The sequence below is a fragment of the Nonomuraea sp. NPDC050547 genome (genome assembly GCF_044457345.1).
Taxonomy (GTDB): Bacteria; Actinomycetota; Actinomycetes; order Streptosporangiales; family Streptosporangiaceae; genus Nonomuraea.
Genome location: NZ_JBITGW010000013.1, coordinates 325,433 through 346,507 on the forward strand (window position 1 = coordinate 325,433; position 21,075 = coordinate 346,507).

Genomic DNA, 21,075 nt, shown 5'->3' on the forward strand with positions numbered 1-21,075 from the left:
TTGTGCTCCTCGCCCGGCATGGCAGGCACTCCCGGCATGTCCTGTTGCGCAGCGAGCCGGGCAAGGAGGACTCCCCCTACCCCAGCGAAATCGTCGGCGACGTGCTGAGCGAGCATCTGCGGTGGCTGCCGCCGATCTGGGGCAGGGACGGCCGCATCAATCTGGGCGCGGCGCTCTTTGCCCCCTCACCCGAGGCCCGCAAGACCCTGGAGCTGCTGGGTCACGCCCTGGGCCGAATCACCCCAGACGGCCGCATGTCCGTGACACGGCATGACCCGGATCTCCCTCCGTTCGAGTTCGTGGCCGTGGAGGATCCCGACCTGCATGCGGGCCGCGCCCTGGCAGGCAAGAGCCAGAAGGGCCTGGTCCGCCGTGTGCGAAAGGCGGCTGTGACCGGCGAGGGCAATGCCGTCCTCGTCGTGGGTCACCAGCCACAACTGAGCCGTTTGGCCGACGAGATGGCCCATGACCCGGAGTGCCCCGGACATCGCCGGTGGAGCCGGTTACGGATTCCCATCGCCCCAGGTGAGGTCGCCTGCCTTATCCTCGCCGAGCCGTACCGGATTCGGCCCGGCCACCGGCCGCCCCGCCTGCTGTGGACGGTGGGCCCGTCGGACGGCGAGGCGATGAGTGAGCTACACGACAAGATCAAGTCGAAGAGCGACACCGCGAAGATCCTCGGTACGGCCATCACCTTCGTCCTCGGCGCGGTCGTGGCGCTGCTCACGAACGGCGACCGGTGGAACGAGCTGGGAGAAGCCGGGCGCCTCATCGCCCAGATCGCCGCCGCGCTGCTGCTGGCCTCGTTCGTCCTCTATCTCGCCACCGTGTATGCGTACGACCGCCTCACCATGCCGCCCCGGTTCTGGACAGACCTGGGCCCACGCCGACGACGCCCACTTCGGCGCGGCCGCGGCATCGTCGCCCGCCCTCCCAGCTCCGCCGTCTGGGTCCTGTACCAGCACATGCAGCGGGTCTGGTGGGGGCTGTTCACCACGGCCACCGTGGGCTTCGTTGCCGCGCTGTCGCTGATGGCGGTCGTCTTCCTCCGCGGACACGTTCATCCTTCGCCCGCCTGGCTCGGCTGGGCCGGATTCGGCGTCACCTTGGTGGCCGGACTCTGTTACTGGTTCCGTCCCGTCCTGGGCAGCGAAGACTGAGCCGCCGCACTCAGGCTGGCCACTCGTGGTAAGCGAACCCGACCGCCGAACTCATCCCCAGCTGTGGTGCCCCACCTCGTTGGGGTTCCGGTAGCAATGACCTGCGGTAACGGAGGTCGCCGCCGGTCGAGGTCGACCTGGGCTCGTGACAGAACCGGCTGTACGGATCCTCCTCGGCCCCGACCCACGACTCGTGCTCTCATCGGCTTCCGCCACCTCCCCCTACGCCTTACCTGTTCACGCCGAGGGCGCCGGTCAGGTCCGCATCGGTCAGGAACGTCCCGGTCAGGTCGGCGCCGGTCAGGTCCGCGCCGCGCAGGTCCGCGCCGGTCATGTTCAAGCCGATCAGAGGTAGGCCGCGCAGGTCAGTGCGGGGGAAACGCACCTCGGAAAGATCTGGAATGACGACGACGTTCCCCACGCGCTCGCTAGCTATCGCGGACGCGATGTTCATGGCGGCGCGCACGTCGGCTCCAGGCCGGACGTACGGGAGGTCGGCGAGGACGTCGGGATCGGTGGTGGTGCACTGCTTGGGCAGGGACTTCGTCTTCTGCCCGGAGGGCAGGGCGCAGGTGTCGCGGCTACGGACGAAGGCGCTCAGCACGTCGATGACGATTTCCCGGTCGCGGGGGGAGTCGACGGACAGGAACCGCAAGGCGTGGATGCCGCCCAGCCGCACCTCGATCTTGTCCGAGCCCAGTTGCTCGAAGGCCTTGGTGTAGCGGTCGGTGATCTGCCCCTGCTGAGCGGTCTCCACCGTGCGGGCGGTGTACCACAGGCCCAATGCGGTGAAGGCCACACCGCCGATCACCACCAGGCCGGTCGCGGCCTGAATCAGGGTGTGCCGGGCGGCGTTGACCGCCTCTACCCGCTCGGCGACCGTCATCTGCGCGCGTTCGGCCGCGCTCAGCGGGGCGCTCTCCCCAGCCAGGCGCCATGCCGCCGGGCCGACCAGGAACGCCAGCACCCAGCCGGCCGCTCCCACCAGCGCGATGCCGGCCAGCAGCCAGCGTAACCAGCCCGGTTCCGGCACCACCGCAGCCATCCCCGCACAGCCCGCGATCACCATCACCGACAGGATCAGGCCGGCCAATCTCAGCCGTGACCAGCGCCGCGAGGGCGCGGCCGGGATCGGCTCCTGTACGGGCGAAGGCTCAGGGGCCGACGGCTCACGCAGTGCGGGAGGCGGCGCCATGTCGCGGAAGCCCCGGCGGGCCCGGGCCGCGGCGGCAGCGGCGATAGCCGCACGCGGCGGCACGCGGGGGGATCGGATAGCCATACGCCCCATTCCACCGCACTGGCGGTTGATGGATACCCACCCGCTGGACCTTAGCTCGCGTTCGATGACCGCGCCGCCGAAAGGCGAGCCGGTCGAAGATCCTCTTGGCGGTGTGGCGCTGCTTTCAAGGAGCGCCCGAAGTGCGCCGGCAGCACCGCCCCGCTACGTCATGCAGCTCTTGCGGTAGGTCAGTTCGGGGATGTACTGCGACCATTCGGCGGGTGTGAGGCTACGCGCGAGTGTGGTGCAGATGCGTCGCGCGGTACGTTCTGCGTCGGTGTCCCACAGGTAGGTCCGGCTACGCCCCTGACGATTGCCTCATCCCTCCTGGCGCGTAATCGCCGGATCCGGCCGCCCAGCCCAACCGGCCGGTGATCCGGTTGGCGCCTGTCTCACCGGCTCCGGTGGACTGTCTCCTGTGCTCCATGAGGAACAAGGTCGCTCCCCGCGGCCCGGAAGGGCGGGTGCGTGGGGGAGCGGCCTGCGTCATCATGAGCGGGCGCCTTCACTCTCCTTCGCCCGTTCGGACTGCTCACAGGATGGTCCGGTGGAGAGGAGGTCCGGAGCGGAAGAAGCGCCACGCACTCCTGCCGGCAGGAGGCCCATCACCCACCGTAGGGGCGAGAGCTGGGCGCTGCCGTACGCCCAGATGATCTTGGGGGTGAGATCCCCACCACCGCGGAGAGCCGCGCACCACCCGAGATACCGGTGCGTACTACCGAACCCCTCAGGAACCACCCCGGCGTCGGGGGGCGAGACCATCGAAGCCCTCGAAGACGCGCGAGCGGAGCCTGTCCCTGAGGTGAGGCGTTCCTGCTGTTCCGGGGCGGGACAGGACTTGGCGCGACGTGCGTACCCGCGCGGTGGTTGAGACGATCTCCCGGGCCCAGCGCGGGTCGATATCCCACGCCATGTCGCGCTGATCCCGCACACCATCCGGGAACCCAAGCCCAGGCAGGCTGCTCGCCCTAGCCATACGCGAGGCTACGTTGGCGCGAGGCCGTCTTCGAGACAAGCCCTCAGGACGGGGTGAACCACACGCGCCGCGCCACCACCGCATCGTGAAAGGCCTGAACCCCTGGTACGCGGACCTGCGTGATTCGGGCCTTTGCACTTGCCTCACCGGCTACCAGCCGCCCGCGTGGCGCATACCTCCGGTGACGTCCGCCGCTACCCAAACTAAGCGCGGCGGCGCTGTGGCCGTCGGCCACGGTGAGTGAACTCTATGCAGCCCAGGTGATCTTGCCGTCGGCGTTCACCGTCACCAGGCGGCCCGTCTCGGTGAAGCTGGCCGCGACCACGTCCTCGCGCCGCTCGCGTACCTCCCCTTTGATGCCGAGCATTTCCAGCTCTCCATCGTGGACCAGGCCGACAGCCGTACCGGACGGATCGACGATCACACCGGCCCGAGCGGCGACATCGCGCGACCACGTCTGCCGCCCGCTCGGGTCGATGCCGCGAACCTCGGTGTGATGGGTTCCGCGCTGGTCGACGTAGCGGGACACCACCGCGCCCCCTCGCGTACCGGCCACACATTCCCCCGGCTGGTCGAGATTGACCTGAAGGGGAACGACGGTCCTGTCCTTGAGTATCCCTCCGCGCTCGCCGGTCAGGACCGCCCAGTCTCCGCCGACGCAGCCACCCCAGAAGCCCCCAGCGGGCACGCGCTCCCCTGTAGCCCGCCATCCGTGAGCGTCGCGCTGGAAGCGCAGGATCTCACCGCCGGGCAGCGTGGGGTCGGCATAGAGCAGCAGAGCCGTCGTCCGGTCGGGGCTCTCCCGCCAGAGGACGTTCTCCACGCTGGCGACCTGATGGCTCTCCTGCCTGCCGTCCGAACGCTGGATCTGGAGCGTGTCTCCCTCGGCGACGACCGCGTCCGCGTCGCCACGCCGGCTCAGCACCTTCCGGGTAGCGGTGGAGAAGGCCGCTTCAGGGCAGCGGGCCGCGCAGACGGCAGTCTGCTTGCCTGTCCACACGTGCCGCCCGTCCGAGGCGTACCCGAGGTGCGATTCGGTCTGCGGGTCGTACACGATCGCCCCCGTCGAGGAGGCGGCGACGAAGACCGGCGGAATTTCCTGCTCACCGCCGGTGGAACACGATGTGACCGCCACCAGCGCCAGCAGGGCCGCGACAAGTGCGCGGTGGTTCATCGGCCGCTAGATCCGCTTGGTCTGGAAGCTGCACGTGGGGTCGAGGCCCGGAAGGTCCCAGCGGACCCAGAACTTCACGTAGACCTTGTCCTTCGACGAGGCGGGGATGCTGACGGTCACGCTCTTCGTGCCCACCTTGGCCTTGTCGGTGCTCCAACCGCTCCACCACGTGTCGGGTGCGTTGTTCTTGTCCGAATAGACATCGATGGCCACGTCGGTCTTCGATCCAGCGCGACCACCCACCGTGTACGTGAACTTGGTGAAGACGTCACGACCTACGCCGTTGAAGTAGTAGCGTGCCGAGCCGCTGAAACCCTTGGGGTCCGACTCGCAACTGCCGCTGAGAGTCTTGTCAGCCGACGCAGAGGCGGAAGCGCCGCCGGCGCCGACGATCGACAACGTCAGTCCCGCGGTCCCGACGATCGCCGCATGCCGAAGTATGGTGCTCAGTCGCATGATGCCCTTTTCGTTGCCCTACTTGCATCCATCGCGAGGATCGTAGGGAGCGGTGGTATATCGGCGGTATGCCCAGCCGTAGATGATCGTGTCTGTGCGGATTTCGGGGAATTGGCCAACCGTTCATCGATTCCCGGGCGTGGCCGCGCAGCAGGAGCGGTGCGCCGGATCCGCGGTCTGGTTCCCTGGCTCGTCCGTCCGCAACGTCCTCGAAAGTGTTGCTGAGACCATCGGGCGGATTGGCGCCAGGTTGCCGCGATCGCGGGTTGATCTCGTCCGCCAGGCGCATGCGCCCATCACGGGCGAGGGCATCGGGGAGTTCATGGACCGCGTCGGTGATCCCCCGTCACCGGGCAGTCTCGCGAGGACCTACATGGCGTTGGTCTGGCTGCGAACGGCTGTGGTGTGTCCGCCCCGGCCGGCGTTCGCTCACCCACGAAGGCCGCCCCCTCGTTATCCGCTGAGATCCCAGCCTGTCTCAGTGGATGATGTCAGTTTCCACTGAGATTCCGTACACAGCCGAGGATCCGCACATCGCACCGATCACTACGGAACGCACTAGATCGATCGTCCGGGTCGCCGGCGGGGCCTGGCAGCCCGGGGGTCGTGGTCATATCCTGCCGAGATTTCTCGCTACGGCTTGTTCCCGCAGGCCGGCGACTTCTGAGAAGGACCGCTTCTCGGAAGCCCTCGTGCCGTGGGCTTCCGAGAACGCGCACCAGCCGTGCCGTACACCCGACTCGGCGCTTCCGAGCACAGGGAGAGCGCCGACGATCAAGGCACTACGAGATCTCGCAACGCCACGACAACATGCGCTGCGGGAACAACGACATCAACCGATGCACGTCACGCCCCGACCACCGCGCCACCGAACGCGCCGCGACCCCACCCAGGGCCGCGATCTCAGCCGCTGACCTCTGCGCATCGGGGAATCGCCGCCCCCATGGTCCGTCCGCGCCCTGGGCGAGCCGGACAGGACCGGCGGACGCTGCTGCCGAGAGCCTCGCCCACGACGCTTCGCGGGTGATCAGCTACCTACGGCCAGGTGTCACCAAGATCTCGGCCACGTACATCTATTGCGTCATGATCCACCAGCGCGTGAAGTGCTTGCCGCCAGGGTGGTAGGCGGTCGACCTCGAGCGGTTCCAGGACCAATTGCCCAGGACCGTGTCGCAGTTGAAGCCGGAGCTGCACCATTTTCCGACAACGCGCCACAGTCGTGCGGGGCTGGCGTCGCAGTTCACGCCGACCATCGTGTCAGTCGTAATGAGGTACTCACACGAGGTGGCACCGGTGCTGGCGTTGGCGCCGGCTCCGAAACCGGCGGTGGTGAGGACTGTGGCGAGGGCCGCGACGGCGGCGGCCTTGGGAAGGAACGTGGTGCGAAGGGCGGGCAGGAAGCGGGGGATTCGCATGACTATCTCCTTCGGCTCAGGTGCTGGTTGCGGACAAGACCGGGCTGGCCATTGTCTGCATCGGCCTGCCAGAGGCCCGCGACGGGCGCTTTGTGGCCGTCTCGGATTCACACGTTCGGTGTGAACAGGTCCATGGCCCTGATCTTGGCGGGCCACGTTCACCACGGCCTCACCGCGCGCTCACCGGCTCAACGTGGTGACCGTCGTCAGCGGTGAAGCAGGACCGGTTGGAGCTTGTGATACGCGCTGGTGGGCGTCGCACTAGGAGCGGCTGACCGTCCCACTGCCGCTCAGGGGCTGGACCAGGCGCGTGGACTCACCTGCTGCGGTGGCGTTGGGAGGCTCGCGGCTCCGGCGCGTTCCGAACCAGGAGCAATAGCCGGAAGGCCCGCTCGCTGCGCTCCGGGGAACCGTACAAGGCGGTGGAGATGACCAGGATCAGGAGCGCGAGCTCAGTGCCGAACAGCAGCAGGGCAGGCGAAGGGCCGGCGAGGTGGACAACCACCCAGTCCGGCCGCGCCCAGGCCCAGGCACCAGGCAGTACCGGTTCCGCTGGAACGCGCTGGAACGCGATGGAACGCCCAACTGTGTGAGGCGCTGGGCCTTCCCCAGCGAGCACGGCGACGCACAGGCGGCGGTGAATCGATCGCCGCCGTCATCGAAGGAGCGACATGCGCAGTCAGTTCGGCAGTAACGGGTTCGCCTCGAACCCACAAGCGTCTTTCCTGCAGGGCGGCATTGTCGCCAGGCACCTTCAATCGGCCGACGTCACCCCGTTCGTCGAGCACGGCCGGCCGTATCTTCCACAAGCGGCGTTTTCGGAAGCCGTCACGTGCACGAACAACATGCACGTTCCGGCCTGCCGGATCGAGACCGACGGTTGCCACACCACCGCGCTTCCGACCGACTTCGGCTGCGCGACCGACCTCCAGGTGTGCAGCAATACCTTCGGCTGCTAACCCATGGTCCTCGGCCTATCGGAGCTGACCGGCTATCTGCTGGATCGGCAGCATGTTCACCCGGACGCGGTAGTTGACGGCGGTCTCGGCATGGTCGATGTGTCCAGCCGTCATAGCAACGTCATTGTGCGTGCCGACCCGGCGGTCGGGCTGTTCGTCAAGCAGGGTAGGTCCGATCCGGTCCAGCCGGTCACCGGCTGGACCGGGCCGGGAACCACCGCACACGAGGCAGCGGTCTATGCGCTGTTCGACTCGCTTCCCCGGCGACATCCTTCCAGCGGAGCCTCGGTGCCGGTGCCACGCTGCCTGGGGTTCGACGCAGACCACGGCGTGCTCGTCCTGGAACTGTTCCCGGACGCAGCGGACCTACTCACCCACCACGCCCGTACGCGGCGTTTTCCGGTCACCCTCGGAGCCCGGCTCGGGGCCGCGCTCGCCGATCTGCACGAACATGCCACCGGCCCGGCGCGGGAACGACCGTCGGAGTTTCCCGGCTACCTGCCCTGGGCGCTGCGACTGGACCGGCCGGGAACGGCGTTCTATCGCCAGATGAGCAACGCGGGCATCGGGCTGGTGCGGATCGTGCAGTCGTCTCCGGGGGTGCGGGCGGCGCTCGCGGAGCTACGCGCCGGCTGGCGGACCGATGCCTTCATCCACCACGACCTCAAGCTGGAGAACTGTGTGGTCCTCGCGGCCGGTACCTCCGGCCGGCATACCCGGCTGGCGCTCGTCGACTGGGAGCTCGGCAACCTCGGCGACGCCTGCTGGGACACCGGTTCGATCTTCTCCTCCTACCTGCACCACTGGCTGATCTCGTTTCCGCTGACCGGCAGCGAGCAACCCGACCACTATCTCGACCAGGCTCGCTTCCCGCTGGGGCGCATGCACGATGCGATGCGGGCGTTCTGGGCGACCTACGCGCGCGCCCGCGGGTGGGACGCCGCGACGGCGGACGCGGCACTGATCCGCAGCGTTCGTTACGCGGGCGCACGGCTGTTGCAGACCGCGTGCGAGCGGACCAAGCCCCTGTCCCGAGTATCCACGGTGGTGGTCTGCCTCACCCAACTGGCCGAGAACGTGCTGGCCAGGCCCGAAGAAGCGGCCGAGCACCTGCTTGGCCTGTCTCCGCGAGAGGGAAGTGATGAGTGACACCCGCGCGCTGGTGGCCGAGGCCATTGCCGCCACCCGCATCTACCCGCCGGCGCGCTACTCGTGGTTCGGCGTGATGTCTGCTCGGCCGCCGGCCCACGCCGCCCGTACGCTCAGCTCGCGCGCGACCCGGGACTATCTCGTGGACCAGTTGTCCAGCCGGTTGTACACCGACTTCTACCGACACGGTCGAGCCGAGCGGACGCGATGGCATGTCAACAGGCTGTCAGCGAGCCGGCACGATTTCGAGGCCGCGTTGTCGGCGGCGAACTGCGGGCAGGGACATCTGGACGGCGGCTGGCAGGTGCGGGGAACCGACGAGTACGGAGTGATGGTCGTCAAGAACGGGCTGGAACTGACCGTCATGGCGGACGAGCTGAGCCTGACGGCACCGGCCGCCGGCGAGTGGGCTGCACTACGGCTGCCCAAGGAGCTTTTCTGGGTCTCTCCCGGTTTCTACCTGGCCTGCGGCGACCGCCCGATGGACAGCCGAAGGCCCGTACGCCTGTACTGGAACTTGCGCCCGGACGGGGCCGCCCCGTTCGTCGCGGCCGCGACTCGGCTGCTCAACTCCGCGGGAGCGGCGTTCAACCTCAAGGTGCCGAACGACCCGAGCACCTTCATCCGGTGCGACGCGGGAGTCATCTATCTGCCCCGCGACGACCATCCCGCGCTGGCCGATCTGATGCTCGCCCTGCACGCCGAGATCGCCGGCTTCCTCTCCCCGCGTACGCCGGTGTTCACCGCCCAGCTGGCCCCTGGTCTGGGTTTCGCCGAAGACCCGGGAACAGGGAGAAGCTTCGGGGAGCACCGCTGCCGGCTGCTCGCCGAGGCATTGGTGCGCTCGCACGAATCGGGATGGGCCGACGACGCGACCGTACTGGCCGCCGTGGAGGAACGCTTTGCCGAAGCTCGCATCGATCTGGACGCCGCGCACCTGAGTCCCGACCTGGTTGGCGTCTCATGACCGCGCCCGGTCACAGCCCCGCCGCCGACACCGCGGACCGGCAGCTGTCGGCTGCGGTGGGAATCGGCGCCCGGCTGGTGGCCGAAGCCATCTGGTCGGGAGACCGCTGCAACTGGGTCGGCGCCGAACCGCTGGATCTGCGGAACCGGAACGGCGCGAGGCTCGCGTTGACCTACCGGGCGCTCGGCCCGAACCTGTACGCCGGCAGCAGCGGCGTCGCGCTGTTCCTCGCCCAGCTGTGCACAACCACTGGCCAGGATGAGTTCCGGCCGACAGCGCTGGCGGCGATGCGGCATGCGTTCTCCCGGCGCGAGGAGCTCGATCCCCACATGCGCGTGGCCTTCTACACCGGCTGGTCCGGAATGGGGGTGGCCGCGCTTCGCACCGGGCTGCTGCTGGACGCCGCGGAGTTCGTCCACGCCGGGACCGGCCTGCTGCGTGAGGTCTGCCGGCTCGTCGAGGCGGTCGACGGGCAGGACGTCGAGTCGCCGGGCCGGCCGGAGTTCGATCTCATGTCGGGCATGGCCGGCACCGTCTTGGCGCTTGTCCTGGGACATCGCTACACCGGCGAGGACGCGCTGGCCGAGGCGGCGGCGACGGCCGCCGGCTGGCTGCTACGAACCGCCCGCAAGACCCGCACCGGCTGGTCCTGGCACTCATTCCGGATACCCGCTCAGCGAGATCTCACCGGACTCTCGCACGGCGCGGCGGGAGTGGCCATCGCGCTGATCGAGGCGTACCGGCTGACCGGTGAAGAGTCGTTCGCGACAGCCGCCCGTAACGCGATGCGCTATGAGAACCGCTGGCTGAGCGTCGAAGAAGGCGACTGGCCGGACTTCCGGCGCCACACCGACGCCGGCCGGGCCCGCGTGTACACCCCGCTGTGGTGCACCGGAGCCCCGGGCATCGCGCTGTCCCGCCTGTACGCCTACGAGCAGCTCGGCGAGCCGCGGTGGCGGCAGGACGCGACCACGGCGCTCGCCACCACCGAGCGGGTGACGCGCCGGCTGCTGGAAGGCGGCGGCGCCGACTACTCGCTCTGTCACGGGCTCCCCGGCAACGCGGAGTCCTTCCAGCAGGCGGGCGCGATCCTCGGCGCCGACGCCGGCGGCCGCGATATCCCATCGCTCGTCGCCGACCACGGGCTGGAGCGGAACGCGAGCACCGGCGCCTGGCCGTGCGGAACCCACAGTGAGGAGAGCCCGAACCTGATGCTCGGCCTGGCCGGGATCGGCTACTTCTACCTCCGGCTGGCGGCGCCGCAGATCCCATCCCTGCTGCTGCCCGTGCGGTGGGGCCGGTGACCGAGCCGGCCGCCCCCGAGCACAGGGTGCCGCTGCGCCGGCTGGGCGGGCTGTTCGCGCCGCACTGGCCGGCGCTGGTCCTGATGCTGACGGTCACCGTCGCCACGTCCGTGGTGGGGACGGTGTCACCGTTCCTGGTCCGGGCGGTCATCGACACCGCGTTGCCACGGCGCGACCTTGCTCTGCTCTACCAGCTCGGTGCCGGTCTCGTCGCGGTGGCGGCGCTGGTCGCCGTGCTGAGCATGGTGCAGGGCTGGATCAGTTCCCGGGTCGGCTTGCGGATCATGCACCGGCTGCGGACTGAGGTGTTCGCCCACCTGCAGCGGCAGTCGCTCGCGTTCTTCACCCGGACCCGGGCCGGGGAGGTGCAGTCGCGGATCGCCAACGATGTCGGAGGCCTGCAGAACGTGATCATCTCGGCCGCCTCCTCGGCCGCGTTGCAGCTCACGACGGCCGTCGCCGTTGCCGTGGCGATGGCCGCGTTGTCCTGGCGGCTCATGCTCATCTCACTCGTGGTGACGGCACCGGCGGTGCTGGTCACCCGCCAGGTCGCCGCGCTGCGCCGGAGAATACTCGGCCAGCGGCAGCTCGAGTACGAAGATCTCACCGTCACGGTTGAGGAGAGCCTTTCGGTCAACGGCATCCAGCTGATCAAGACGCTCGGCACCGGGCCCGGCCAGGTGGCCCGGTTCACCGAGATCTCCACCCGCCTGGTCGACCTCGAGCTCCGCGCCCAGCTCGCCGGCCGGTGGCGGATGGTGGCGCTGAACGTCCTGTTCTCCGCGATCCCGGCCATGATCTACGTCGGCGCCGGCTACGCCGAAACGACCACCATCGGCACGGTGGTCGCGTTCACCGGCCTGCAGTCGGCGCTGCTCCAGCCGATGATGGGCCTGCTGAACACCGGCGCCATGGTGAGCAGCTCGCTGGCCCTTTTCGGACGCGTCTTCGAGTACATGGACCTACCGGTCGAGATCGACGACCCAGCCGACCCCGTACGGATCGACCCGGCCACCGTCACCGGCCGGCTGCGCTTCGAGGACGTCACCGTCGCCTACCCCGGTGGCGGCGCGGCCGCGGTCGCCGGCGTCACCATTGACGTACCCGCTGGGACGACGCTGGCCGTGGTCGGCGAGACCGGAGCCGGCAAGAGCACCCTGGCATCACTCGTACCGCGGCTGCGCGACCCCACCGGCGGCCGGGTCACCCTCGACGGCATCGACCTGCGCGACCTCACGCTCGCCGACCTCGCCGCGACCGTCGGCATGGTCAGCCAGGAGACCTACCTGCTGCACGGCACCGTACGCGACAACCTCCGGTCCGCACGGCCGTCGGCGACCGACGCCGAGATCGAGGCGGCCGCCACCGCCGCCCAGATCCACGATCTGATCACCGGCCTACCGGACGGCTACGACACCGTGGTCGGGTCCCGCGGGCACCGCTTCTCCGGCGGCGAACGGCAGCGGATCGCGATCGCCCGCACGCTGCTGCGCGACCCGCGCGTGCTCGTCCTGGACGAGGCCACCAGCGCGCTGGACACCGCGACCGAGCGAGCGGTACAGGAGGCGTTCGACCTGCTCACCCGAGGCCGGACCACGATCACCGTCGCACACCGGCTGTCCACGGTCCGGAACGCCGACCAGATCGTCGTCCTGGACCACGGCCGCGTCGTGGAGACCGGCACGCACGCCGGCCTCCTCGGCCACAACGGCCGATACACCGCCTTCGTCACCTGACCGGCGCCGCCCGCTCGGGTCGCCAGGGCGGTCACGTCGGCCGGCTTCGGCGCGTCGCAGGTCCCCGGCGCCACTCTCGCTCCGCAGGAGCATTCCGGCTACGGCACCGGGTGGTACCGGTTCGGCGACGGAACGGAACGCCCTATTGAGGCTTCTCAGCAGGATTCACCTGAGCTATCCGTGCTCGAAGTGGGTGAGACCAAGCGCCGCGCACACTCGTGAGGGGCTGAGCGTCAAATGCTGAACGGTGTGCCAGCGCTGCTTCAAGAGCGCGAAGCGTGGAACCCGGCAGCGGGTCGGACAAATCGCCGCCCGAGAACTTGAGATCGAAAGGCTCCGCAGCGCGCTCGCCCGCGCCGACGAACTCAGCGACAACGTCGCAGCGGCCTTGGAAAACGCAGCCTGACCGCATCGTCGCTCACCCCCTGACACCCATCAGTGCGAAGCGCATATCGTGGGGTCATGGCCGTCATGGAGGTTCGCAACGACAACACGGGATGGCTCATCATGTGGTTGGAGCCTCTGGGCGAGGACCGTTGGCTGGCGCCGGGAGAGGTCTTCCAAGTCCGGTCGGACTACACCGGCGACGATCAAGCCTTCTCGATCACCTGCTGGGTGAACGACGAGGATCGGGCAGCGGGAATCGAGAACATCGCTGTCTGGATCGACAATGGCGACTGCTACGCGCAGGTGACCGACCGCGCCGGGAACACCATCGAATGCGGCCATCGCCGACCCGAAGAGATCAACCGGAAGTGGGCCGCCGCCGCGGAGGAGGCCCACAGGCTCATGCAAGAGCGCGAGGCGAAGCGGAACTCTTGCGACAAGACCTCATCAATACGCAAAAGGTCGACGAGGCCGTAGCGGGCGATGGTCTTGGTTGTACTGTCTGATCTGAGCTTATTACCGACGAGTAGAGCCATTCTCTGCTCCGGCGCTCCTCAACCCCGTAGTCGTCGGGAGTGCTCTCCGGGATCAGTTCGTAGACCCGGCGCACGATCCAGGCATCCGTTGTGTAGACATCGTCATTCTCGTGGGCACGAGCGCTCTCAGCTGGTCCAGCAGGTTGGCCGGGTCGATTCTCACCATGGAGCCGGAGGCAAGCGCATTCGTGCGCTTACCTCCGGGTGCGTCGTTCAGGTGGCGGGTGTGGCGGGCGGGCGTACGGCGGAGCCTCAGGAGGAGGGCGCCGGTCAGCCGCGCTTCGCCACCCACGAGTAGGTGACGTAACCGCTGGTGTAGGCGACGGACAGGCCACCCACCGGCGCCCAGTCCCCCGTCGCCGACTGCGGGTGGCCGCCGGAGTTGATGTAGACGGCGGAGACGCGATGTTCTCCGGTGCCGGTGGTGCACGTACTCGTGACCATCCAGACGCCATACGTGTTCACGGTGCAGTTGTCGGGGACGGCGTGAGCCGGTGTGGTGGTGCTCAGCACCAGTCCTGCGCTGAGCATCGCGGCGGAGATGGCCGCTACTCGCTCCCTGAGCCTCACGTGCGCTTCCTCCGGTTTCGTTCGAAGGGCGACTTGCGCGGGTTCTGTTTAGGAAACTTTCCTAAACAGGAAATACCCTGCCCGCAGGTAGGCGTCAAGAGGCATCTCACCGCGATCGCCGCAGTGACGGGCCGTTCGAGGTCGACGTGCTGGTCGACGGCGAGCCGGCGGCCGCGGCTGGGGCTCATGACGCGATTCTTACCGGCACCCCTACTTCGGGGCCGGGGTCAGGTCAGCTTCGGGAGCAGAGGGCCGAGCAGAGTCGTGTAGTGGGCGAACACTTCCCGCATGCTCATCGTGTCGGGATCGTCAACACCAAGCACCCGCTCCTCCATTGGCAGCGGTTCGGCGAACCAAACGCACGCCCCGACCGCATCTCCCGCCCGTCGCGTCCAGAAGGCGAGGTTGCTCCGGGTGGCCGGGTCCTCCGGTCCAAGCAGCCGCTCCTTTCCGCGGACGTGCTGAGCAAGCTCGACGACTTGTTCCCCATCGGGAACGGCGGTCCGGGACCGGAGGCGTGGGCATGCTGAGGCGGACTACCCTGAACAGTCCGCGTCGGCCAGACTCCAGAACCATGGATGACCCGGATCTGATGATCGCCGAAGAGCTCGTTCTCCTGACGTACCAGACGGATGGCCGCCCCCTCCTCGCCCCGGAACCCCTTGGCTTCGTCAGCACCGCCGGCGTCCTCTCCGAGCTTGCCGTCCGAAACCGGATCGACATGCGGAACGGAAACATCCGGGTGCTGGACGCGGCCGCGACCGGCGACGGGGAGCTCGACGACGTGTTGAGCACCCTGGCCGGTGAGACCGCTCCGATCGGAGTCCTCGAGTGGTTCAACAGGCTGTATTCCGCGCAGCGGGCGCAACGCCTGCTGGACCGGCTCATCTCCCGAGGCACCCTGTCCATGCGGACGACCATGCTCCGCAACAAGCGATATCCGGAGGCAGACCCCAGCCTGAGGCTGGAGATCCGCGGCCGTATCGACCTGGCGCTCGGCGGTGAGCCGCCGAGCAGGCGGACCGCTGCCCTCCTGGCCCTGCTGTCCGCGTGCGAGCTGGCGATGGGGCTGTTCCCCAACGCCGACGGCGGCCGGATCGCGGCGATCATCGAGAAGGACTGGGTTGGCGAGGCGGTCCGGTATCACTTCCAGCGCTCTCGTCGGGTGGCACTCAGATCTGCCATCAACATGGACTGATCCTTCATGCCACGGTGCAGCGCACGATAAGCACTGCGGCGACCGCGGTGGCCACCGAGAGCATATCCGCGGGGCGGAAAATCCACCTCAGACCGGCACCGGAGCACCGTCCGAGGCGCCCGCCGCGCGCACCCGGAACGGCCGTCCGGCAGCCGCTTCGACGACCGGCGCATTCGCTCCTCCCACCCGGCATTGGGCCACCGGGTCTCCATCTCCCACACCGTGTCGGTCAGCACAGCGCTGATGAGGACCGTGTGCCGCTCGAATATTGAGTGACGTTGGCTGAGCTGCGGTTAAGCGGCGTGGTGGTATTCGCTGGCCATGCCTGCGACGACGGGTCTTCGGCGGATGGATCGCGGATCGTTGAGTTCGGTCACGTCTCGGGCGGACTGCGTTGCGGCGTCCGGGGGCTGTTGGTGCCGGTGCCTGCTTAGTGGATCAGGTACTGCCGAAGCACCAGGGCCAGTTGGCGTTCGCCGAGGATCAGGATCCGGTCCAACAGTTCGCGGCGCGGGGTGCCGATGACTCGCTCGCAGATGGCGTTCATCCTCGGCGTCCGCGGCAGAGTGGTGACGATCCGAAGTCCTTCGGCTGTGAAGACCTCCCGAAAGGCGACAGTGAAGAGCGGGTCCCGATCGTGGATCACGAACCGCAGCCCCGTGATGCGCTCTCCCAGGTCCATCACCAGGTTGCGGGCTTGCTGCATCGTGTAGTTTTCGGCAGGCGCACTGTCCCCGGACGCGGGGGCAGGCGGGGGACAAGATCAGCTCTGGTCCGGCCGATGCTCTAAACGCCCAGTGCTGTGAGCCAGTCGGTGGCCTCATGCGGTGTCAGGTCGGCGCCCCGCTGGTGGGCGATGTCGTAGTCGGTGCGGCCGAGTTGTTCCGTGAGCACCTCGACAAGGGAACGCAGTTCGGTGTCGCCGTGGTCGAAGGTGCCGCGGATGGCCTGACTCAGGCCGAGCGCGGTGGCCGCGCCGGCCGGATCGCCCTCCAGGAACAGCAGTCTGGCCAGGAGCTGAGCGGCCGAGAGGACGTCCCTGATCGCTTGCGCGGCCTGGACGGCGCGGGGCAGCAGTTCGCGGGCGCGTACGGCGTTCCCGGCGGTGAGGAGGTTGACCACCCGAGCGAGGAGCAGCCGATTGTCGGTGCTCTCGGCCGACAGGGTCAGCGTGCGGGTGAGTGTCTCCATCCGGTCGAGTTCCTGATCGGCGCGTTCGACCTCTCCGGAGCGGCGGTACAGCTCGGCCAGGACACCGAGAACCTCGATCTCCAGCGCCGGCTGACCACGGTGCCAGGCCGCTCGTTCGGCGGCCTCGAAGTCGTGTCGGGCTCCTGTCAGGTCGCCGGCGCGCATGCGTTCGGTGGCGAGCCCCAGCCGGGTCGAGATCTCGTCCTGCGAGCCGAGGTCGGTGGCGATCGCGAGGCTGTCTTCGTAGGCGGCGATCGCCTGGTCGTGGCCACCGGCGATGGCATGGATCTGCGCCCGGCCGTACAGCGCCTTCGCCGCCCACCAGCGATCGCCCACCTCCTCGAACGCGTGCAACGCCGTGGTCATCGCGGTCGCGGAGCTGTCCCAATCGCCCCGTTCGCGATGCATCAGGGCCTCGATCATGAAGGTGCAGGCGATCGCCCAGCGGTCCGAGCCGCCGCGCACCCGGGCGATCTCCTGGTCGGCCAGCTCATCCAGCCCGAGTAGCGGCGCCATCACCAGCACGATCGTCAGCAGCATCGGGTAACGCCGCAGTGCGCCCGTGCCCACGCATTCGGCGATGAGCGCGCGCAGCTGTTCGGCGTCGGTGAGCGGCCCGCCCTCTGCACTCACCCGGTGAATCGCCGTGAACGCGACGCGGGCGTCTGCGGGCAGCGCGTCGCCGAACTCGGCGACCTTGGCGAGGTAGTCCTCGGCGCGGGTGTCGTAGTGGTGCATGACCCAATACCAGTACAGCGGCCCGAGAATCCGGGCGGAGCCCAAGGCGTCGCCGCTGTGGATGGCTGTTTGCAGGGCGTACATCAGGTTGTCGTACTCGGACTGGAACAGCCGCAGGGACTCCGCCTGCTTGTCCGAGCGCAGCCGCGGTTCGTGTTCCTCGGCCACGTCGGCGAAGTGCCGCGTGAGCCGCCTTCGCAGGACGGCTTCGTCCTCGTCCGCGAGCCGGAGCTTGTCCGCCGCATGGGCCCGGATGGTCTCCAGCATCCGGTAGGTGTCGCCGGTCCGTTCCACGATGGACTTGTCGACCAGGGAGTCCAAGAGGTAGCCGACCTCGTCCGCGGGAAGCGCCCCAGCCGAGTCCGCGCAGACCGCCTCGATCGCGGCCATGCCGGTGCGCGCCGGAAACACTGACATCCGGGCGGCCAGCGCGCGCTCTTGTGAGGTGAGGAGATCCCAGCTCCACTCGATGACCGCATGGAGGGTCCGCTGGCGGGGCTGGGCGGTCCGGTTGCCGGTGCTCAGCAGCCGGAAGCGGTCATCCAGCCGCCGGGAGACCTGGTCGACGCTCATGGTCCGCAATCGCGCCGCGGCCAGCTCCAGCGCCAGCGGCAGTCCGTCCAGCCGGCGCACGATGTCCACGATCGGGGCCGCGGTGGTCGCATCCAGGACGAAGCTGGGCTGTACGGCTGCCGCCCGGTCGAGGAACAGCCGCACGGCGGCCGATTCGCGCGCTCGAACTGGATCGGCGTGCGCGTCGGGCAGGGCGAGCGGGCCGAGGCGGCACAGCGTCTCTCCCATGACCTCGAGCGGCTCTCGGCCTGTGGCCAAGATGGTCAGGTACGGCTGGCGCTCTAGCAGCTGTCCGGCGAGCTCGGCGGCGGGTTCGGAGATCTGTTCGCAGTTGTCCAGTACCAGCAGGCCTTCCCCTCCGGCGAGCAGGTTGACCACCCGTTCCAGCGGTGTACCGGACGGCTGGGCTTCGGCGACGCTGAGCGAGCCCAGCACCGCTTCCAGCAGACCGTCAGCCGTGTTCACCGTGGCCAGGGAGACGAGCCAGACCCTGCCGCGCCGATGGGCCCGATGCCGACTCACCGCCTCCACGGCCAGCCGGGTCTTGCCCACTCCTCCGGGTCCGATGACGGTGACCAGCCGGGCGGTCTCCAGTAGCCCGGCCAGCGACCTCAACTCTTCCTCCCTGCCGACGAAGCTGGTCAGCCGGGCCGGCAGCCTGTCTCGCACCGCCGCGGGCTGGACCTGTCCCCCCTCGGGGATCTCCAGCTCACCCCGCAGCACGGCGAGGTGCGTCTTGCGCAACTCCTGGGAGGGATCGATGCCTAGCTCTTCGGCGAGCGTGTCGCGGACTTTGTCGAACACCGCCAGCGCATCGGACTTGCGGCCCGCCGCATGCAGGGCCCGCATCCGCAGCCCTGCCAGCCGTTCCCGCAGCGGATGCTCCGTGGCCGCCGCCTCCACATCGGCCAGGATCTCGCCATGGCGCCCGAGCCGCAGCTCCGCCTCGAAGCGGTCTTCGGTGGCGCCGATTCGAAGTTCGTCCAGGCGCGCGCCGGCCGTACCGGCGAAGGGAATGCCGCGGACGTCGGCCAGTGCCTCTCCACGCCACAGCGCCAGCGCGTCCGCCAGCAGCGAGGCCGCCCGTTGCGCGGCGCCCGCGGCCAGTTCACGCCTGCCTCGCCTGGCCAGCTCTTCGAAGCGGACCGCGTCGACCTGCTCCCGGCCCAGGCACAGGCGATACCCGCCGGCCACCGTCTCCACGACCCCTGCCCCGCCCAGGGCTTTGCGCAGCCGGTGCACCAGTGCGTGCAACGCGTTGACGGTGCCTCCGGAGGAATGCTCGCCCCACAGGGCATCGAGCAGCGAATCGACGGACACCACGTCATTCCCGGCCAGTGCCAGCTTGGCCAGCAGCGCGCGAACCCTGGTGCCGCCCAGGTCGATCGGCGCGCCGTCGTCGGTATACGCCAGAACCGGCCCCAGCAGCTCAATCCGCATGCGCAACAGGCTAACGGGCAAGGACAGCCGCTCTTACAGCGAGCCGATGCCAGCTGGAAGAGGGATATAAGAGGCCTGTCAGAGCCGCCGAACATCGTGGAGGACATCACGAGACAGCGACTGAAGGGCAGTGACATGGCAAGCAACGAGAACGTGCAGCAGGTGCTGCACAGCGCGGTGGCCGAGTACGGCACGATCGGTGTCGTCGCCGCGGTGCAGGACGAGGACGGCGGCTGGGCCGGGTCGGCCGGATTGTCCGACCTGGAGGCCGGCAGCCGCCGCGAACCCGGGGAGCAGTTCACCATCGGCAGCGGGGCCAAGACGTTCACCGCCGCAGCGATGCTGACGCTGGAGGCCGAGGGCAGGCTGAGCCTCACCGACACCGTGGAGCAGTGGCTGCCCGGCGTGGTGCGCGGCAACGGCAACGACGGCCGTCAGATCACCATTGGGCAGTTGCTCACCCACACCAGCGGCCTGGGGATCACCGGCCTGAACGTCGACATCGCGCGCAAGTACCACACCCGGCCCGGGTTCGCCGCGCATCGCCACGACGTCTGGACCGTCGAGGAGTTGCTGAAGCTCCAAATGGCCATTCCGCCGCTGTATGCGCCGGGCACGGACTTCGCCTATTCCAACGGCGGCTACCACCTTGCCGGGGCGATCATCGAGAAGGCGACCGGGCGAAGCTACGAAGACGAGGTCGACCGGACGGTCGTCCAGCCGCTCGGACTGACCGGCACCTACGCGCGCCCCTTCGCGGAGCGCCGGTTCCGGGGACCGCACGCCAGGATCTATACCAGGCAGTTCCTCAGGGACGGCGTTGACCCTGCGAGCCTCACGCCCGACAACTACGAGTCGCTCCTGGAGAGCCCCGACTCCGATCCGGTCGACGTCACCGACAGGACCATCTGGGGGTGGGCCGCCGGCGGCGTCGTTTCGACCACCAGCGACATGCTCCGGTTCACCAACGCGCTGATCACCGGCTCGCTGCTGCCGCCCGCGCAGCATCGCACGATGTGGAACACGGTCCCCACCAGGGACTGGATGCCCAACACCCGCTACGGCACCGGCGTCAGCCAATGGGCGCTGGCCGACGGCCGCGTACTCCACATCGTGGCCGGAGTGGAGCTGGGTGCCGCCAGCTTCACCATGGGCACCCCGGACGCCCGACGCCTGGTCTCGGTCAACATCAACTGCGACTGGAACTGGTACCCGCTCTTCAGCCAGATCGCCGAGGCGGTGTTCGGCTCGCCCTTCCTCCCGCCTCAGTAGCGCCTGCTGACATCGCCCGGACGTGGCGGCTGCGCGCTGCCGCATGCGGGCGATGGACCAGCGCCTGGCCGCGAGAGGGCGCAGGGTCCGGCCGAGGCCGACACTTCCGCAACACCATCAACGTCGCCATCGACGCGGTCTCCCAAGCTCACAAGGGCGGCGACGGACAGGATTTACGCGTGCGCAGAAAGGCTGAACGTCATAGAACGCAACCCCCGGCGGTGGTGGATTCTGAGCGTGTTGATGACCCGCACGCTGGTGCTGGTGATCGACAATGACGTGCTGCTGGTGGCGATCCCGTCGCTCACGCAGGAGCTCGCTGATGCTGCCGAGCACCCTGTCGATCATTATCACCGTCTTCGACGACACCGAGCGTCGCCGTGGTGGCGCTGATGCCCGAGTCCACCGGGCCCTGGCGCAAGGCGGACCCGCTCGGCGGGGTGCTGTCGGTGATCGGCATCACCGTTCTGGTGTGGGCGACCGGGCGTTCCACCTGGCCGCTAGTCCGAAAATCGGAGAGTTAGCGGGCAGGCGGCAGCGGACCCTGGCGTGTGGTGGCGCGTCGGGGTTCGTGATCAGCGTGGCTGGTCAGGCA

The 21,075-nt window shown here is 68.7% G+C and carries 18 protein-coding genes; 11 read left to right on the forward strand and 7 right to left on the reverse strand.

The features are described 5' to 3' along the window. Positions 1-2 precede the first annotated feature (2 nt). On the forward strand, positions 3-1,160 hold the full coding sequence (locus ACIBHY_RS31620; RefSeq protein ID WP_397308604.1) for a hypothetical protein: 1,158 nt from the start codon (positions 3-5) through the stop codon (positions 1,158-1,160). Positions 1,161-1,389: 229 nt separating this feature from the next. Here ACIBHY_RS31620 and ACIBHY_RS31625 read toward each other — a convergent pair whose 3' ends face one another. The 4 genes from ACIBHY_RS31625 to ACIBHY_RS31640 form a co-directional block, all read right to left on the reverse strand. Continuing rightward, positions 1,390-2,439 carry a pentapeptide repeat-containing protein gene (locus ACIBHY_RS31625; RefSeq protein ID WP_397308605.1) on the reverse strand — a complete coding sequence of 350 codons (1,050 nt, stop codon included), beginning with the start codon at positions 2,437-2,439 and terminating at the stop codon, positions 1,390-1,392. Between the two features lie 1,223 nt (positions 2,440-3,662). Beyond that, positions 3,663-4,589 carry a hypothetical protein gene (locus ACIBHY_RS31630; protein ID WP_397308607.1) on the reverse strand — a complete coding sequence of 309 codons (927 nt, stop codon included), beginning with the start codon at positions 4,587-4,589 and terminating at the stop codon, positions 3,663-3,665. A 6-nt stretch (positions 4,590-4,595) separates the two neighbouring features. Next, entirely contained in the window at positions 4,596-5,045 is a 450-nt protein-coding gene (locus ACIBHY_RS31635) for a hypothetical protein (protein ID WP_358153745.1), read from the reverse strand. Between the two features lie 1,073 nt (positions 5,046-6,118). Beyond that, positions 6,119-6,460: a hypothetical protein gene (locus ACIBHY_RS31640; RefSeq protein WP_397308608.1), complete on the reverse strand. Its 342-nt coding sequence runs from the start codon at positions 6,458-6,460 to the stop codon at positions 6,119-6,121. Positions 6,461-7,131: 671 nt separating this feature from the next. On the opposite strand from ACIBHY_RS31640, the gene ACIBHY_RS31645 reads away from it, so the two are divergent. The 6 genes from ACIBHY_RS31645 (at position 7,132) to ACIBHY_RS31670 (ending at position 13,439) form a co-directional block, all read left to right on the forward strand. Continuing rightward, entirely contained in the window at positions 7,132-7,419 is a 288-nt protein-coding gene (locus ACIBHY_RS31645) for a hypothetical protein (RefSeq protein ID WP_397243998.1), read from the forward strand. Positions 7,420-7,422: 3 nt separating this feature from the next. Further along, complete coding sequence (locus tag ACIBHY_RS31650; protein ID WP_397308609.1) at positions 7,423-8,568, forward strand: phosphotransferase family protein; 1,146 nt, start codon at positions 7,423-7,425, stop codon at positions 8,566-8,568. Next, entirely contained in the window at positions 8,561-9,535 is a 975-nt protein-coding gene (locus ACIBHY_RS31655) for a T3SS effector HopA1 family protein (protein ID WP_397308610.1), read from the forward strand. Before ACIBHY_RS31650 ends, ACIBHY_RS31655 begins: the two co-directional genes overlap by 8 nt. Beyond that, positions 9,532-10,839 carry a lanthionine synthetase LanC family protein gene (locus tag ACIBHY_RS31660; RefSeq protein ID WP_397243993.1) on the forward strand — a complete coding sequence of 436 codons (1,308 nt, stop codon included), beginning with the start codon at positions 9,532-9,534 and terminating at the stop codon, positions 10,837-10,839. Before ACIBHY_RS31655 ends, ACIBHY_RS31660 begins: the two co-directional genes overlap by 4 nt. Continuing rightward, entirely contained in the window at positions 10,836-12,575 is a 1,740-nt protein-coding gene (locus ACIBHY_RS31665) for an ABC transporter ATP-binding protein (protein ID WP_397308611.1), read from the forward strand. The genes ACIBHY_RS31660 and ACIBHY_RS31665 overlap by 4 nt, the downstream gene beginning before the upstream one ends. A 462-nt stretch (positions 12,576-13,037) precedes the next feature. Continuing rightward, positions 13,038-13,439, forward strand: coding sequence for a hypothetical protein (locus tag ACIBHY_RS31670; protein ID WP_397243989.1), 402 nt, complete (start codon positions 13,038-13,040; stop codon positions 13,437-13,439). A gap of 329 nt (positions 13,440-13,768) precedes the next feature. Here the strand turns inward: ACIBHY_RS31670 and ACIBHY_RS31675 are convergent, their stop codons facing one another. Beyond that, entirely contained in the window at positions 13,769-14,068 is a 300-nt protein-coding gene (locus ACIBHY_RS31675; RefSeq protein WP_397243987.1) for a hypothetical protein, read from the reverse strand. A 592-nt stretch (positions 14,069-14,660) separates the two neighbouring features. On the opposite strand from ACIBHY_RS31675, the gene ACIBHY_RS31680 reads away from it, so the two are divergent. After that, complete coding sequence (locus ACIBHY_RS31680) at positions 14,661-15,266, forward strand: GPP34 family phosphoprotein (RefSeq protein ID WP_397308612.1); 606 nt, start codon at positions 14,661-14,663, stop codon at positions 15,264-15,266. A gap of 430 nt (positions 15,267-15,696) precedes the next feature. On the opposite strand, the gene ACIBHY_RS31685 is transcribed toward ACIBHY_RS31680, so the two are convergent. Continuing rightward, positions 15,697-15,972 (reverse strand): hypothetical protein, encoded by a 276-nt coding sequence (locus tag ACIBHY_RS31685; protein WP_397308613.1) that lies wholly within the window; start codon positions 15,970-15,972, stop codon positions 15,697-15,699. Between the two features lie 80 nt (positions 15,973-16,052). Next, positions 16,053-19,208 (reverse strand): BTAD domain-containing putative transcriptional regulator, encoded by a 3,156-nt coding sequence (locus ACIBHY_RS31690; RefSeq protein WP_397308614.1) that lies wholly within the window; start codon positions 19,206-19,208, stop codon positions 16,053-16,055. A gap of 135 nt (positions 19,209-19,343) precedes the next feature. Here ACIBHY_RS31690 and ACIBHY_RS31695 point away from each other — a divergent pair, with 135 nt between their 5' ends. The 3 genes from ACIBHY_RS31695 to ACIBHY_RS31705 all read left to right on the forward strand — a co-directional run bounded on the left by ACIBHY_RS31695 (position 19,344) and on the right by ACIBHY_RS31705 (position 21,004). Next, complete coding sequence (locus tag ACIBHY_RS31695) at positions 19,344-20,480, forward strand: serine hydrolase domain-containing protein (protein ID WP_397308615.1); 1,137 nt, start codon at positions 19,344-19,346, stop codon at positions 20,478-20,480. Between the two features lie 243 nt (positions 20,481-20,723). Next, positions 20,724-20,873 (forward strand): hypothetical protein, encoded by a 150-nt coding sequence (locus ACIBHY_RS31700; protein WP_397308616.1) that lies wholly within the window; start codon positions 20,724-20,726, stop codon positions 20,871-20,873. Continuing rightward, complete coding sequence (locus tag ACIBHY_RS31705) at positions 20,873-21,004, forward strand: hypothetical protein (RefSeq protein ID WP_397308617.1); 132 nt, start codon at positions 20,873-20,875, stop codon at positions 21,002-21,004. Before ACIBHY_RS31700 ends, ACIBHY_RS31705 begins: the two co-directional genes overlap by 1 nt. Positions 21,005-21,075: the final 71 nt, after the last annotated feature.